This is a genomic window from Pseudomonas sp. MIL19 (assembly GCF_028680365.1).
Taxonomy (GTDB): Bacteria; Pseudomonadota; Gammaproteobacteria; order Pseudomonadales; family Pseudomonadaceae; genus Aquipseudomonas; species Aquipseudomonas spirodelae.
This window is the reverse complement of sequence record NZ_JAPPVG010000001.1, coordinates 167,031-181,103: the sequence shown is the minus strand read 5'-3', so window position 1 is coordinate 181,103 and position 14,073 is coordinate 167,031. Positions and strand designations below refer to the sequence as shown.

General features: G+C 60.4%; 15 protein-coding genes. 4 read left to right on the top strand and 11 right to left on the bottom strand.

Annotated elements, in window-relative coordinates:
• Nucleotides 1-76: 76 nt before the first annotated feature.
• The 3 genes from N1078_RS00885 to N1078_RS00875 all read right to left on the bottom strand — a co-directional run bounded on the left by N1078_RS00885 (nucleotide 77) and on the right by N1078_RS00875 (nucleotide 2,394).
• Nucleotides 77-661 (bottom strand): IMPACT family protein, encoded by a 585-nt coding sequence (locus N1078_RS00885; protein WP_274086320.1) that lies wholly within the window; start codon nucleotides 659-661, stop codon nucleotides 77-79.
• On the bottom strand, nucleotides 661-1,332 hold the full coding sequence (locus N1078_RS00880; protein ID WP_274086319.1) for a TetR/AcrR family transcriptional regulator: 672 nt from the start codon (nucleotides 1,330-1,332) through the stop codon (nucleotides 661-663). Before N1078_RS00880 ends, N1078_RS00885 begins: the two co-directional genes overlap by 1 nt.
• A 144-nt stretch (nucleotides 1,333-1,476) precedes the next feature.
• Nucleotides 1,477-2,394, bottom strand: a complete 918-nt coding sequence (locus N1078_RS00875; RefSeq protein ID WP_274086318.1) for a LysR family transcriptional regulator — start codon at nucleotides 2,392-2,394, stop codon at nucleotides 1,477-1,479.
• A 146-nt stretch (nucleotides 2,395-2,540) separates the two neighbouring features.
• On the opposite strand from N1078_RS00875, the gene N1078_RS00870 reads away from it, so the two are divergent.
• From N1078_RS00870 to N1078_RS00860, 3 genes are all read left to right on the top strand, one after another.
• Nucleotides 2,541-3,887, top strand: a complete 1,347-nt coding sequence (locus tag N1078_RS00870; RefSeq protein WP_274086317.1) for an aspartate aminotransferase family protein — start codon at nucleotides 2,541-2,543, stop codon at nucleotides 3,885-3,887.
• A 144-nt stretch (nucleotides 3,888-4,031) separates the two neighbouring features.
• Nucleotides 4,032-5,528, top strand: a complete 1,497-nt coding sequence (locus N1078_RS00865) for a CoA-acylating methylmalonate-semialdehyde dehydrogenase (RefSeq protein WP_274086316.1) — start codon at nucleotides 4,032-4,034, stop codon at nucleotides 5,526-5,528.
• Between the two features lie 246 nt (nucleotides 5,529-5,774).
• The gene (locus tag N1078_RS00860; protein WP_274086315.1) at nucleotides 5,775-6,557 is read left to right on the top strand and encodes a gamma-glutamyl-gamma-aminobutyrate hydrolase family protein; all 783 of its coding nucleotides are present in this window, start codon (nucleotides 5,775-5,777) and stop codon (nucleotides 6,555-6,557) included.
• A 235-nt stretch (nucleotides 6,558-6,792) separates the two neighbouring features.
• Here N1078_RS00860 and N1078_RS00855 read toward each other — a convergent pair whose 3' ends face one another.
• From N1078_RS00855 to N1078_RS00830, 6 genes are all read right to left on the bottom strand, one after another.
• A complete protein-coding gene (locus N1078_RS00855; protein ID WP_274086314.1) occupies nucleotides 6,793-7,626 on the bottom strand; it encodes a hypothetical protein in 834 nt (277 codons plus the stop codon).
• On the bottom strand, nucleotides 7,623-8,468 hold the full coding sequence (locus N1078_RS00850) for an NYN domain-containing protein (protein ID WP_274086313.1): 846 nt from the start codon (nucleotides 8,466-8,468) through the stop codon (nucleotides 7,623-7,625). Before N1078_RS00850 ends, N1078_RS00855 begins: the two co-directional genes overlap by 4 nt.
• A gap of 942 nt (nucleotides 8,469-9,410) precedes the next feature.
• Nucleotides 9,411-9,986 (bottom strand): HD domain-containing protein, encoded by a 576-nt coding sequence (locus tag N1078_RS00845; protein ID WP_274086312.1) that lies wholly within the window; start codon nucleotides 9,984-9,986, stop codon nucleotides 9,411-9,413.
• Between the two features lie 180 nt (nucleotides 9,987-10,166).
• Entirely contained in the window at nucleotides 10,167-10,523 is a 357-nt protein-coding gene (locus tag N1078_RS00840; RefSeq protein ID WP_274086311.1) for a hypothetical protein, read from the bottom strand.
• Between the two features lie 149 nt (nucleotides 10,524-10,672).
• Nucleotides 10,673-11,254 carry a DUF1415 domain-containing protein gene (locus N1078_RS00835; RefSeq protein WP_274086310.1) on the bottom strand — a complete coding sequence of 194 codons (582 nt, stop codon included), beginning with the start codon at nucleotides 11,252-11,254 and terminating at the stop codon, nucleotides 10,673-10,675.
• 81 nt (nucleotides 11,255-11,335) lie between these two features.
• Nucleotides 11,336-12,061, bottom strand: coding sequence for an endonuclease (locus tag N1078_RS00830; protein ID WP_274086309.1), 726 nt, complete (start codon nucleotides 12,059-12,061; stop codon nucleotides 11,336-11,338).
• A 296-nt stretch (nucleotides 12,062-12,357) separates the two neighbouring features.
• Here N1078_RS00830 and N1078_RS00825 point away from each other — a divergent pair, with 296 nt between their 5' ends.
• A complete protein-coding gene (locus tag N1078_RS00825; protein ID WP_274086308.1) occupies nucleotides 12,358-13,101 on the top strand; it encodes a hypothetical protein in 744 nt (247 codons plus the stop codon).
• A gap of 32 nt (nucleotides 13,102-13,133) precedes the next feature.
• Here N1078_RS00825 and N1078_RS00820 read toward each other — a convergent pair whose 3' ends face one another.
• A complete protein-coding gene (locus N1078_RS00820; RefSeq protein ID WP_274086307.1) occupies nucleotides 13,134-13,325 on the bottom strand; it encodes a hypothetical protein in 192 nt (63 codons plus the stop codon).
• 30 nt (nucleotides 13,326-13,355) lie between these two features.
• On the bottom strand, nucleotides 13,356-14,072 hold the full coding sequence (locus N1078_RS00815) for a substrate-binding periplasmic protein (protein WP_274086306.1): 717 nt from the start codon (nucleotides 14,070-14,072) through the stop codon (nucleotides 13,356-13,358).
• Nucleotide 14,073: the final 1 nt, after the last annotated feature.

The window sequence follows — 14,073 nt, the reverse complement described above, 5'->3', positions numbered from 1 at the left end:
AGTGGGCTTGCCCGCGATAATTCGTGAAATAGGCAGCAAGCTCACAGCCACAATGAGGAAGCGTAGTGCAGTGAGTCTACTGCGCCTGTAATTCAACCCGGCCACGGCTGATATCCGCCAGCAGCCGTTGCAGTTCGGCAACCCTTGGTGCAGGTACAGCCAGGTGCAATTCGGCCCCCGTGGCGTCATAGGTTTCGCTTTCCAGCAGGCAGTCGAGGTCGCTGAGTCGCGCTTTGAGCAGCGGCAGTTCGGCGAACAGGCAGTGGCAGCGGTAGTGCTCACGGGCTACCAGCTCAACGCATGGTGCGGCTTGCAGGCATTTGTTGGCGCTGCCGCCGTAGGCGCGGGCCAGGCCGCCGGTGCCGAGCTGAATGCCACCGTACCAGCGGATGACCAGCACCGCGACCTGGTCCATTTCCTGCGCTTCAATGGCCGCGAGTATCGGCCGCCCAGCCGTACCGCCGGGCTCACCGTCGTCACTGAAACGGTACTGCTGGCCGACCTTCCAGGCCCAGCAGTTATGGCTGGCGCTGGGGTCGCTGTGCGTGGTGATAAACGCCTGCGCCTCGGCCGCGCTGGTGACGGGCGAGGCGAGGGCTAGAAAGCGGCTTTTGCGAATCTCCTCGCGGTACTCGCAAGGGCTAATCAGAGTGAACGGCATCAGGCGTCTTTGGCGGGAGGGGTCAGGCCGCAGCCCTTGAGGATGATAGTGATCAACTGCTCGGTCGCCTCTTCATAATCGGCTTTTACCAGGCGCGAGCGCCCGGTCACACGGCAAATCTGCGAGGCAAAGTCGGCGTAGTGTTGGGTGCCGCTCCAAATCAGAAAAATCAGGTGCGCGGGGTCAACCGGGTCCATCTTGCCGGCGGCGCTCCAGGCGGCGAAGACCGCCGCGCGGCCACGAAACCAGGCCTGGTAGTCTTGGTCGAGCATCTGCGACAGGTGCTCGCCACCGCTGATCACTTCCATGGCATAGATGCGCGAGGCTTTCGGGTGGCGGCGCGAGAATTCCATCTTGGCGCGGATATAACGCGCAATGGCGGCAGCGGGATCATCCTCGACGCTGACGGTGTTGAAGCTGTTGTCCCACAACTCGAGGATGTTCACCAACACCGCCTGATAAAGGCCCAGCTTGTTGCTGAAGTAGTAATGCAGGTTGGCCTTCGGCAGCCCGACGCTCTGCGCGATGGTGTTCATGCTGGTGCCTTTGAAGCCGTGCTTGGCGAACTCGTCTTCGGCAGCCTTGATGATTGCCTGTTCATTTTTCTGCCGAATACGCCCGGCCGGTTTGGCGTTCGGGTCGGCAATGTGCGCAAGTACTTCAACAGTCATGGGCGGTTCCGCAGTGGTCAGTTTGTCGGACGACAGCACTGATACCCCAGCGCCGCCGAGTAGACAAGCGCAAGGGCTGGAAAAAGCGCCTTCGCCTCTGTTTGGGCGGGGGCTGCACTGTTGTTGTGCGGGCTGTGGCCTGCCTTAGGCTTCGGCCAGCGCCTCCAGAAAACTCTCCAGCACCAAGTGCGGGCGGCGGCCTTTGCGGGTGACCGAGGCCAGGCTGACGTCGTAGAAGCGGCTGTCGGGCTTGAGTGCGCGCAGCCGGCCTTGCTGCACCCAGGCTTGGGCGTAGTGGTCGGGCAGGTAGCCGATGTAGCGCCCGGTGAGAATCAGAAACGCCATGCCTTCGCGGTCCGAGGCGCTGGCGGTGCAATTAAGCACTTGGTAGTGATTCTGCACTTCGGGCGGTAAGCGGAAGGTCGGCGCAATGGCTTCCTGATCGTTCAGCCGTGCGTCTTCAAGCTGCCGATCATCGACATAAAACAGCGGGTGGCCGACGGCGCAGTAGAGCAGCGAGCGCTCGTCGTACAGCGTCTGGTACTCCAGGCCAGACAGCGCGCCCACTTGCGGCACTACGCCAATGTGCAAGCGGCCGTCGAGTACGCCTTGTTCGACCTCGCTTGGCGGGGTCATGCGGATATGAATGCGCACATCCGGCCCCTGGGTTTTCAGCTGCGCCAGGGCATTGGTGATGCGCATGTGCGGCACCGTCACCAGGTTGTCGGTCAGGCCGATATTCAGCTCACCGCGCAGGTGCTGGTGCAGGCCGTTGACCTCGGTACGAAAACTTTCCAGCGCCGCCAGCAGTTGCTGGGTGCTCAGATACACCTCGCGGCCTTCCTCGGTCAGGGCAAAACCGGCGCGCCCGCGTTGGCACAGACGCAGGCCGAGGCGTTGTTCAAGGTCGCTCATCTGCTGGCTGATCGCCGAGCGGCCGATGCCCAGGGCGCTTTCTGCCGCGGAAAAACCGCCGCACTCCACCACGCTGCGAAACAGCTTGAGCAGACGAATATCAAAATCACTGACCTGGGCCAGCGGATCGGGGCGGCGGGTGCTCATGGGTAGCGGCTCATTGTTTAGTGGAAAGTTAACTAAAGATAAGAAGAGTCGTGTTTTCCTGACTCTAAGCCCGTGGCACCTTTGCTGGCAACAGATTCGCTTTACCCAGCCCCTAGAACGCTCAGCCGCCTATACGCGAGGCCACCATGACCATGTTGCAGACCGAAGTCCCGTCCCTGGCCAGTCAGCTCAAACTGGATGCGCATTGGATGCCGTTTTCGGCTAACCGCAACTTCAAGCGTGACCCGCGCCTGATCGTCGGTGCCGACGGTAACCACTTTATCGACGACAAGGGCCGGCGCATCTTCGACAGCCTGTCCGGGCTGTGGACATGTGGCGCTGGGCATAACCGCAAGGAAATTCAGGAAGCCGTGGCCAAGCAACTGGGCACCCTCGATTACGCGCCGGGCTTCCAGTACGGCCACCCGCTGTCCTATCAGCTGGCTGAGAAAATCACCGAGCTGACACCCGCCGGCCTCGATCACGTGTTCTACACCGACTCAGGCTCCGAGTGCGCCGACACCTCGGTGAAGATGGCGCGCGCCTACTGGCGTCTGAAAGGCCAACCGAGCAAAACCAAATTTATCGGCCGTGCCCGTGGCTACCACGGCGTAAACATCGCCGGCACCTCGCTGGGCGGCATCGGCGGTAACCGCAAAATGTTCGGCCAGATGATGGATGCCGATCACCTGCCGCACACCCTGCAGTCGCACCTGGCCTTCACCAAGGGCATGGCCGAGACCGGTGGCGTTGAGTTGGCCAACGAACTGCTGAAACTGATCGAACTGCACGACGCTTCCAACATTGCCGCGGTGATCGTTGAACCTATGTCCGGTTCCGCCGGTGTTATTGTGCCGCCAGTCGGCTACCTGCAGCGCCTGCGCGAAATCTGCACCCAGCACAACATCCTGCTGATTTTCGACGAAGTGATCACCGCTTACGGCCGCATGGGTAAATGGACTGGCGCCGAATTCTTCGGCGTGACCCCGGACATCATGAACACCGCCAAACAGGTCACCAACGGCGCGATTCCGCTGGGCGCGGTGATTGCTTCCAGCGAGATCTACAACACCTTTATGAACCAGGCGATCCCCGAGCACATGGTCGAGTTCGGCCACGGCTACACCTACTCGGGCCACCCGGTTGCCTGCGCCGCCGGCCTGGCTACCCTAGAGCTGCTCAAACGCGACAACCTGATCGAGCAATCCGCTGCCCTGGCACCGATTTTTGAAGAGAAGCTGCACAGCCTCAAAGGCAGCAAGAACGTCGTCGACATCCGCAACTGTGGCCTGGCTGGTGCGATTCAGATTACCCCGCGCGATGGCGACCCGGTGATCCGCCCATTCGAGGCCGGCATCAAACTGTGGAACGCCGGCTTCTACGTGCGCTTCGGCGGCGACACCTTGCAGTTCGGGCCAACCTTCAACACCACGCCTGAGCAGCTGGACTCCGTGTTCAACGCCGTCGGCGATGTGCTGAACACTCTCGACTAATTCCTGTGGGAGGGGCTTTAGCCGCGACTGCGCAATGTCGCGGCTAAAGCGGGGTGCCGCCCAGCGGATCGCCGCACGGCTCCTCCCAAGACAGAACACTCTGGCGACCAAGGCCGCCCCAAAGAATTTGCTAATGGAGTTTTTATGACCACCGTAACCCACCTGATCCACGGCGAAATGATCGCCGGTACTGGCCGTAGCGCTGACGTGTTCAACCCGTCCACCGGTGAAGTCAGCAAGCAGGTTGCCCTGGCCGACCGCGCCACCATGCAACTGGCCATCGACTCGGCCAAGAGCGCCTTCCCAGCCTGGCGCAACACCCCGCCGGCCAAGCGCGCCCAGGTGATGTTCCGCTTCAAGCAACTGCTCGAGCAGCACGAAGCGACTATCTCCAAGCTGATCAGCGAAGAGCACGGCAAGACCCTGGAAGACGCCGCCGGTGAACTCAAGCGCGGCATCGAAAACGTCGAGTTTGCCTGCGCCGCCCCGGAAATTCTCAAGGGCGAGTATAGCCGCAACGTCGGCCCGAACATCGACGCCTGGAGCGACATGCAGCCAATCGGCGTCGTGGCCGGCATCACCCCGTTCAACTTCCCGGCCATGGTGCCGCTGTGGATGTACCCGCTGGCCATCGTCTGCGGTAACTGCTTCATCTTGAAGCCGTCCGAGCGCGACCCAAGCTCCACCCTGTATATCGCTCAACTGCTGCAAGAAGCTGGCTTGCCGAAAGGCGTGCTCAACGTGGTGCACGGCGACAAGGAAGCAGTCGACGCGCTGATCGAAGCGCCGGAAGTCAAAGCCCTGAGCTTTGTCGGCTCCACGCCGATTGCCGAATACATCTACAGCGAAGGCACCAAGCGCGGTAAGCGCGTGCAGGCCCTGGGCGGCGCGAAGAACCACGCCGTACTGATGCCCGATGCCGACCTGGACAACGCCGTCAGCGCACTGATGGGCGCGGCCTACGGTTCTTGCGGCGAGCGCTGCATGGCCATCTCGGTAGCCGTATGCGTGGGCGACCAGATCGCCGATGCACTGGTCGAGAAGATCGTGCCGCAAATCAAAGCGCTGAAAATCGGTGCCGGCACCTCCTGCGGTCTGGACATGGGCCCGCTGGTTACTGGCGCAGCGCGTGACAAGGTCAAAGGTTATATCGACGCCGGCGTGGCCCAGGGCGCAAGCCTGGTGGTCGACGGTCGCGACCTGGTGGTTGCCGGCAACGAGAACGGCTTCTTCGTCGGCGGCACCCTGTTCGACAAGGTGACCCCGGAGATGACCATCTACACCGACGAAATCTTCGGCCCAGTGCTGTGCATCGTCCGCGTCGGCAGCCTGGAACAAGCCATGCAGCTGATCAACGATCACGAATACGGCAACGGCACTTGCATCTTCACCCGCGACGGTGAAGCCGCCCGCCTGTTCTGCGACGAAATCGAAGTCGGCATGGTCGGCGTCAACGTACCGCTGCCGGTCCCTGTGGCTTACCACAGCTTCGGCGGCTGGAAGCGCTCGCTGTTCGGCGACCTGCACGCCTACGGCCCAGACGGTGTGCGCTTCTACACCCGCAAAAAAGCCATCACCCAACGTTGGCCGCAACGCGCTTCGCACGAAGCGGCTCAGTTCGCTTTCCCGAGTAATGGCTAAGTAACACGCCAGGGGGCTGATCGCAGGATCAGCCCCCTTTTTTCAGTTTCCGTAGGATGGGTTGAGCGCAGCGATACCCATCAAGCAGCAACAGTTTTACGCAACAAACCAGCCGCGCGGGCGCGGCGTTGGTGCAGTGACCGCAGGTTACGGCACCCCTTGGGTGAGCGGGTTCAGGGTTTCCTGACCCGCAAGCCCGCTCTCCCAAGGGCAGCCCACTTCAATTACTTATGAAGAGGACTTGCTATGAACAAACCTTTTATTGGCCTTCCCCTGTGCCGTTGGCAGCTGACCAGCCGTGATATCGGCTGGTTTCACCTGGTCGGTGAGAAGTACATCCACGCCGTCACCGGCTTCGGTGCCTTCCCGCTGATGATCCCGGCGTTTGGCGACGATCTGGACATGGACACGGTGCTGGATAGCGTCAGCGGCATTATGTTCGGCGGCTCGCTGTCCAACGTGCACCCCAGCTTCTACGGCGATGACCATCCCGGCCTCGGCCTGGCCGACAAACCGCGTGATGAAACCGTGCTGCGCCTGATGCGCGCCTGCCTGGAGCGCGGCATTCCGTTCCTTGGCATCTGCCGTGGCGTGCAGGAACTCAACGTACTGTTCGGCGGCACCCTGCACCGTGAAGTGCATGAGGTTGAAGGGCGGCTTGATCACCGTGAAGTGAAAGACGTGCCGGACGACGTGGCTTACGGCCCGATTCACAGCGTAACCCTGACCGAGGGTGGCGTGCTGCATACGCTGTTCGGCGAACGGCAGGTCAAGGTCAACTCGTTGCATGGTCAGGGTATTGATCGACTGGGCGAGGGCTTGCAGGTTGAAGCCGTGGCCGAGGATGGGCAGATCGAGGCGGTCAGCGTGATCGGCGCCAAGGCGTTTGCCGTTGGCGTGCAGTGGCATCCAGAGTATCGCTATTGGGAGAAGGCCGATTACAACGCACTGCTGGAGGCGTTTCATCAGGCGGCGCGGGAGTATCAGGTGAAGAAGCTTGAGCGTCGCAGCGAGGCGGCGTTGGTCTGATCCGCGTGATGTGCTGAGCAGTGATCCAAACAAAAGGCCCGTCGATTGACGGGCCTTTTGTTTGGATAGTTGATGGGTATCAAACCATCCGCGTGCTGCGTTTCCATCTCTTGATGGCGCCCTGTTACAGCTTAGACGTTTGGTTTTTTCCGCAGGGCTTGCAGAGGCTATTGAGGCGTTGATGGTTTCAATCTGAAGTGTTGGCGATCATCAAGTCGATCAGGGCTTCACAGGTTTATGCCGATGTCTCGGGGGTTGATAGATAGTCTTTGAATTCAGGGTCGAGCCCGAAGTCGAGCAGTTTTGGATGCTGAGTTATGTATTCCCATACTTCCCTGCTGCTGTTCAGCGGTGCATGTCCGTAGACCTTGTCTAGCGCCTTGAGTGTGGCCGTGACTAGCTGGTTCTTACAGTACATGCGAATCTTCTCCGAATTCGCATGCCGCCTCTGCTGCAACTCAGCGATGATCCAAAGCGCCGGCCGCCACCAGTCGTAGGCGAAGTCACAGTGCTTGATCACGGTGGCCGACGATTCGCGCTGCGCTAACATGGCGAAGAAGTTGAGAATGTTGTCGAGCATCAGTCGATCGGCGCGATCAGCGTGGATGATCTGCTGGTCGTCTAGGCTCTGCTTTTCCGCATCCAGCGTGCGAAGGGTTTTCGCGCAGGCAGGCGGAAAGGTTAGCTGCTCAACCACGAACAGGCGGCTGGCCAGATACTCGGCGTATTCACGGTGCTGGATGCCCGTTAGCAGCGCCCGGAACGCACCGTCCTTCACCTGCTGAAACTCTAGGCTTGTGAATGTCTGGAACAGCTCGAAAATGGACCGCTCAATCTCTTCGCGCCGTGCGATGCGCGATTCTTCTGCTTGGAACGCCAGGGTGATGATCACGCCACCAAACGCCAGTGCGGTAAACAACACATTCAGGCCGTTGTACACAGGCTCGAAGGGCTCGTTGAAGGTGTCGCTTGGAATCAGGTAGCGCGCGATCGGATAGGCCATCACCCAGATCATGACGATCAGGAACATGGTTAGACCGGCAAGCTTGATCGGTCGGGAAATACTCATTGGTGTGTTGTTCCTTTTGCTGAGCACTTTCGATTCCGCACGGCAAGTGCTTGGCCCCCTGTGCCGGTGGTGCCGAGCATTTGCAGTTCAAAACGGCTGTTCTGCGCTTTGATCAGATCGCTCAGCTTTTTAAAGCCATACATCCGCGAGTCAAAGTCGGAGCGTAGCTTGCTGATATTGGAGCCGAGCAGTCCCAGGTAACACCAACCATCCTCGTCCGAGTTGTCGTCGATCACTTTGGCAATAAAGTCCACCGGCACTTTCTGCGGTTTGACCTTTGCTGGTGCTGGCGTCGCGGCAGGTTTGCTTTCTGCTGCGGCGGATGGTGTTTGTGTAGCGGCTGGCGCACCGTTACCGGCGATTTCCGGCTCGACGGGTTCGGCGTCGTTGCGCAGCAGTTCGGTGTAGATAAATTTGTCGCAGGCGGACACGAAGGGTTTCGGGGTTTTCTGTTCGCCAAAGCCGATTACTTCCAAGCCTTCTTCACGCAGGCGGGCGGCCAGGCGGGTAAAGTCGCTGTCGCTGGAGACCAGGCAGAAACCATCAAAACGCCGGGTGTAGAGCAGATCCATGGCGTCGATGATCAGTGAACAGTCAGTGGCATTCTTGCCGGTGGTGTAGGCGAACTGCTGCATGGGTTGAATCGAGTGTTCCAGCAGCACCTTCTTCCAGCCGCCCAGTTGTGGGCCGGTCCAGTCGCCGTAGATGCGTTTGACGCTGGCGACGCCGTATTTGGCGATTTCTTCGAACAGACCTTCAACGATTGCAGCAGAGGCGTTGTCGGCGTCGATCAGCACGGCAAGGTGCTTCTGCTGCCGAGGTGGGCTGGATTTGGCGGCCATGCTTCTTCCTTGAATAGGGTTGGCTCGACCTTACTGCGAATGGGTGGCAATGCGCCATAGTTTGCGCATTGGCTTTTGGTCTGGGGTCTGTTCTTGGGTTTGTGGGTATCCGCCGCTTGTGTGGAGTTTGGTCTAACGGTTCCGCCCTTACGGCGGCTCACTTTTGGCAAACGCCCGGGTGGCCGGCCCCGCCAAAAGTAAGCAAAAAGTCTTGCCCCTTGCATCCGGCCCGACTGCGTCGGGTTCCCTCGTTCCATCATTGCTCCAGGGGCACGCCGCGAAGGGCCATCCCTGGCCCATCGCGGCTCTCGCGGCATCCATGCCGCTCAACCCCTTACGCAACGATTCCACTCGGCCTCCTGATGGGGCGTTTGGCGTCGTCTGTGAGATTGCAGACGGGTAACTAAAAGCAGAGCAACAGCTTTGTCTATTGCCGTTCGTTCTGCTGTCCACAAATCGTCCAAACAACGCGGTCCCCGAATCCCGTCAGGAGGCCGAGTGGAGGTGCTGTGCAGAGGGGCGTTTGGCATGGATGCCAAACGAGGAGCGATGGGCCAGGGATGGCCCACCGTGACGACCCTCGGAACAGCACCGGAGCGAGGGAAGTTGAGCGCAGCGAAACCCGGATGCCGGGCGCGCTTTCTCTTTGGTTACTTTCTCTTTCGCGCGAGCATACGGAGCGAAGCGCAGTAACAGCCGCAGGCTGGCCGGAAGGGCGAGCGTAGCGAGTAAAGAGAAAGTAACTCGCCGTAAGGGCGAAAAGCGTAATCCCGATCAATAGAGCTGCTGAGTCTTGCATTCCTGTCTGCATTATCCGCGTGTGGTCAGCGCCGCAGTGTTGCGTATCCTCGCGCTGCTGCACGTAGGCAGGAGAACGTTTTCTGACCTGCCATTTCGCAACACCGCCACTTCGCAGTCAGATCTACTCAATTCAGCGCAGTCTTATTGGGCGACGGCCATATAAAGCGACTGCTTGGGCTGGGCGAATATCCTGCACAGCATCGGCGCAAAAAACTCCAACGGCAGCACCTCGCCATCGGGATCAAATGCCGCTGCATCGTACTTGGCGCAGAAGTCGATGGTGGCTTGGTATTGGGGGTGATCCTTGAATTGCTCGCGCAGGTGGCGATCCATGCCCAGGTGATGGAAGAAGTAGTAACCCTGGAACACGCCGTGTTTTTCCACCATCCAGTGGTTCTCCGCGCTGACGAAGGGCTTGAGCATGGCGGCGGCGATGTCTGGGTGGTTGTAGCTGCCGAGGGTGTCGCCGATGTCGTGGAGCAGGGCGCACACCACGTATTCCTCATCGCGGCCGTCGCGGTAGGCGAGGGTGGCGGTCTGCAGCGAGTGGCTTAGGCGGTCAATCGGGAAGCCGCCGAAGTCGCCATCAAGCAGTTTCAGGTGAGCCATGATGCGCTCGGGTAGTTTGGCGGCGTGCGCGAGAAAGTCCTGGGCGATGATTTGCCAGTCTTCGGCGGTGCCGTCTTGCATGTGGGTGAACTGGGCGTGGGCATTCATCAGGTTGTCTCCTCTGCGGGCTGCGCGATCACGCCCCAGTAGGGCTGTGATGAGTCCTTAGCACTCTATGCGCCTGGGTGCTGGCAAACAGTGGCGCGCAGTGCCAGGTTGCTGTCCTTGGTGGCCATGTGCGCAGGCTGATGCGTATAAAAAAGCCCCGCATTGGCGGGGCTTTTTCGTTTACCGGCGATAGCCGTGGAGATGCTCGTTTCTGTGACCCCGGCGTGGCTGGTGCCAGTGCTTATGGTGCGGCCGTTGCTGCACGTAATACACCGGCGCCGGGTGGTAGTAGACCGGGCGGCGCTCGTAGTAAACCTGTTGCGGCGGGTAGTAAGCCGGCGGAGGTGGGTAGTAGGCGGGTGGCGGCGGGCTATAAGCCTGCACCGGACGGCTTTGGCTGACGATAACGCCGCCAATCACGGCGCCGGCGATTACGCCCGCAATGGCGGCGTCGCGGTTGGACGCCTGTGCGGGCGCTTGGCCAATGAGCGCCAGGCAGGCCAGCAGGCCTGTGATCAAGGGGATGCGTGACAGCATGGTCGAAACTCCTCTGCAAACCGGATTTCCCGGCATGTTGTTTCGACACTGCTATGTGGCTGGCATTGCAGGCGGCAGTGTAAAGCCTGTGTAAACGTGGCTACGCGTCGCGTTTACGCATTGGTTTTAGCTGACTGGCGGTTGGTGATTTAGCTGTTTTGCGCATCCTCGCGGCACTGCGCCTGCAGGGCGGCCCAGCCGTCGCTGCCGAGTTGCTCCAGGGTGTCGATGTTGGCGTCGAAGATGGTTTCCGGGTCGGGGAAGGCTGCGACAGCGCGGTCGATGCTGGCTTCGCGGAGGATGTGCAGGGTCGGGTAGGGCGCGCGGTTGGTGGCGTTGCTGACATCGTTGACGTGGGTGTCGGCAAACTGAAACTGCGGGTGGAAGCTGGCCACTTGCAGGATGCCGCTGTAGCCGAGGTCTTCCACGGTGTCATCGACCACAGCGAGAAAGTCGTTGAAGTCGAGAAAGTCGGTGAGTGCGGCAGGGTGGATCAGCAGGGTGGTGTCGGTTTCGCTCGGCGCGACGTTAGCCAGTGCGTGCAGTTCGTCAATCAAGGCGCTGAGCAGCGCTTCAGGCTCGGCGCTGGCGCACACCACGTAGCGCACTTGCCCTTTGACTTGCACGGCTTTGGCGAAGGGGCAGAGGTTTAGGCCAATCACGGCGCGGTCGACCCAAGCGCGGGTTTCGGCGATGGCGTGGGCGGCGCTCGGGGTGACGGGGTTAGGCATAGAAGACGACTCGGGCTGGCAGGGTGGAATTAAGTTTAGCGGCAATAGCGCGCCGAGGGTTTGCGGCGCGCGCGTTGCGGCTTAGCCGCTGTTACGTTGCGGGTTGCCGGCGCGGCGTAGCGGGCTGCAACTGCGTGGGTCAACAGCGCCGACGTAGGGGTTGCCGTAGCCCATCACGCAGCCCACTTGCTGGTTGCGCCAGCGTTCCCATTCGCTGATTGGGTATTGGCGGTTCCAGGCTTCATAGGTGCGGCGGTCGAGTTTCGACAGGCGCAGTTTGTAGTGGTCAGCCATATACAAATAGATGCGCGCCGCTGCGCCACGGGCATGCACGGGTGGCATGGCGGTCTTGGCCTTGAAATTGACCACCATCGGGCAGGCGCCGTATTGCTGTGGTTTTTCACTGAGCATGCCGAGGGCGTAGTTGGAGCGGTCGCCATTCACTTCGCCAATGCTCGGTACCAGGTTGTGCAAGTCGGCTTCGGCAGCCTTGAAGGTGGCGTCGTTGCGCGCACAGTTTTTGCGCCCGCCGTTTTGCCAGCATTGGCGCTGATGACCAATCACCCAGGCCGGCACCACATGTTCCCATTCCAGGCGCTGGGCGCGGCGCAATTGTTTGCGCGGGCTGTAGCCGCAGCTGTCGAGGTCCACGCGGTTGCCGTTGTACGCGCAGTTGCAATAGAAAGTCTTGGGTTGTTCGGCATACAGGCGCCAGGCAATTTTCTTGGCGGCGCTGAAGGTTTTGGGTGCATCGGCGAAGGTGGGCAGAGCAATTAATAGACAGAGCAGGGCAAGCAGGCGTGGCATGGGGGACTCGGCAGCAAAAAAGCTGCGGATCATACCGGTTAAAACGCTCTGCGACGGGGCTTTTAGCGCGCCAATGATCAGCGGTCCGCAACCTTTGATGCTGAGCCGGGTCTGTTAGCACGCAACCTGAACTTGCGCAGCTAGGTGTTTGATTGTGCTGTAAGTCATGCCTTTGGGCAGAAAAGCGGATCAATCTGGATTTTGTTGCTAGCGTTACCCCATCACACCCCAGTGGATGACCTCCTCTGATGAGTCCCGTGCAGCGTTTACCAAGACAGGAAAAACGCGCCCATGCTATGCCCGTTCTGGGTCTATCGCGGCGGGGGAGTTGGGTGTCTGGGCTGCTGCTTTTCAGCGTGCTGGCGCTCAGTGGTTGCTCTACACGGCAGGACCATCAGAGCATTATCAGCAACCAAAGCCCGATCAAACCTTCCGAGTTTTTCCAGAGTCATGCCGACCGCATGGCAACTCTGGGCATGCGCAATAACCTCAACAGCCTTTACCGCTTGATGGACAAGCTGTACCTGCGCAACCCGCGCGAGTGGCGCAAAACCGGCTTGGCTGATGTGCAAACCGCGAAGCGTGCCGTGCACCGTGCGATTGAGCAGGACCAGCCGCTGCCGCAGCTGGGCGGGCGGACTGATATTGCCGCGCTGAGCTATGCCTTGAGTGCCGAGTATCAGGGGGATCGCGTTGGGGCTTTTATCTACGCCCTGGCGAGTATGCTGATTACCGCCCATGGCGGGCGCACCGAGTACTACATGAGCGATACGCTCGATCCGCAGTTCATCCACAACGCGGCGCGTAACATTGAGAAGGCCAGCTGGATGCTTGCGCAACGCACGGATGCCGGCGGCACGCCGTGGCTGCTGTCCAACGAGATTTCCGCCGAGGGGCGCAACCTGAGCTATGCGGTGGAGTTCGGCAAGATCGTGGCACGCTTGGATCTGCTCACCGATGTGCTGGATGAGCGCTACCGGCGCATGGGCGTGAGTTATGCCCAGGGGTTGCTGTTTATGAACTTCCTGCCGGTGCAGTAAGCCGCCCCTTCCCGTTGTTAATAACCGCTCTCTTAATAGCTTTCTTCGAGGCGCTTCTGGCCCTGTGCGTTGGCGGCCTCAATCTGCTGCTTGAGTTGCTCTGTTTGCTGTTGCAGCTGCTTCGCTTGCTCGGCTTGCAGGCTGGCGGTGGCGGCGGTTTCGCCGAGGCCGCAGGCGCTCAACAGCAGCGTGGTCGATAGCAGGGTGAGGGTCAGGCCGCGCATAAAAACTCCGAGGTTTGATTGGCGGGCAGTTTATTGCCAGCGTTGGTAGAGAGTATCCAGTACGCCAGCATCGCGTAAACGCGCCAGCGCTGCTGCGAACGTGTCGGCACGGTCGCGATCGCCTTTGCTGAAGGCCACATAGCGCGGCATTTCCACCAGGGACTTGGCGAGGATGCGCACGCTTTGTTCGGCGCGCTGTTCGCGGACGAAGTACATCAGTTGGACACGGTCGCCGACAATGATGTCGATGCGTCCGGCCAGCAGCATAGACACCAGCTGGCGGGGGTTCTGCGCGCTGCTGTCACGCCGCAGGTCGGCCTTGTCGAAATCCGCTTGGTAGGCATAACCGCGCACCTGGCCAATGACGTAGGGCGACAGGTCATCCAAGCTGCGCCAGTCCGCAATGGCGGTTTTTTCTGTGGTCATAAACACGGTGGAGCCGGTGCGGATTGGCCCGACCAGCTTATACTGCTGCATCCGCTCGGGGGTGCCGACAAACTGGAAGGCCATGGTCACGTCGTGACGTTCGAGCATGCGTTTGACCCGCTGCCACGGGTACAGGCGCAGGCTGTAGGGGATTTTGGCTTCGTGCATCACCGCTTCCACCAGCTCGACATCCAGCCCGCGTGGCTGGTCATCGTCGAGGGTGACAAAGCTGTAGGGGGCAAACTGTTCGTCGCCGGCCACCTTCCACTCTTCGGCCTGTAACCCCCAGGGTATTAACAGCAGCAGACTGTTGTGGCTCAAT

Coding starts and splice junctions, on each gene's coding strand:
- N1078_RS00820 (WP_274086307.1), bottom strand. CDS start 13,325: ATGCGCGGCCTGACCCTCACCCTGCTATCGACCACGCTGCTGTTGAGC.
- N1078_RS00865 (WP_274086316.1), top strand. CDS start 4,032: ATGACCACCGTAACCCACCTGATCCACGGCGAAATGATCGCCGGTACT.
- N1078_RS00860 (WP_274086315.1), top strand. CDS start 5,775: ATGAACAAACCTTTTATTGGCCTTCCCCTGTGCCGTTGGCAGCTGACC.
- N1078_RS00870 (WP_274086317.1), top strand. CDS start 2,541: ATGACCATGTTGCAGACCGAAGTCCCGTCCCTGGCCAGTCAGCTCAAA.
- N1078_RS00845 (WP_274086312.1), bottom strand. CDS start 9,986: ATGAATGCCCACGCCCAGTTCACCCACATGCAAGACGGCACCGCCGAA.
- N1078_RS00880 (WP_274086319.1), bottom strand. CDS start 1,332: ATGACTGTTGAAGTACTTGCGCACATTGCCGACCCGAACGCCAAACCG.
- N1078_RS00825 (WP_274086308.1), top strand. CDS start 12,358: ATGCCCGTTCTGGGTCTATCGCGGCGGGGGAGTTGGGTGTCTGGGCTG.
- N1078_RS00840 (WP_274086311.1), bottom strand. CDS start 10,523: ATGCTGTCACGCATCCCCTTGATCACAGGCCTGCTGGCCTGCCTGGCG.
- N1078_RS00885 (WP_274086320.1), bottom strand. CDS start 661: ATGCCGTTCACTCTGATTAGCCCTTGCGAGTACCGCGAGGAGATTCGC.
- N1078_RS00830 (WP_274086309.1), bottom strand. CDS start 12,061: ATGCCACGCCTGCTTGCCCTGCTCTGTCTATTAATTGCTCTGCCCACC.
- N1078_RS00855 (WP_274086314.1), bottom strand. CDS start 7,626: ATGAGTATTTCCCGACCGATCAAGCTTGCCGGTCTAACCATGTTCCTG.
- N1078_RS00850 (WP_274086313.1), bottom strand. CDS start 8,468: ATGGCCGCCAAATCCAGCCCACCTCGGCAGCAGAAGCACCTTGCCGTG.
- N1078_RS00835 (WP_274086310.1), bottom strand. CDS start 11,254: ATGCCTAACCCCGTCACCCCGAGCGCCGCCCACGCCATCGCCGAAACC.
- N1078_RS00875 (WP_274086318.1), bottom strand. CDS start 2,394: ATGAGCACCCGCCGCCCCGATCCGCTGGCCCAGGTCAGTGATTTTGAT.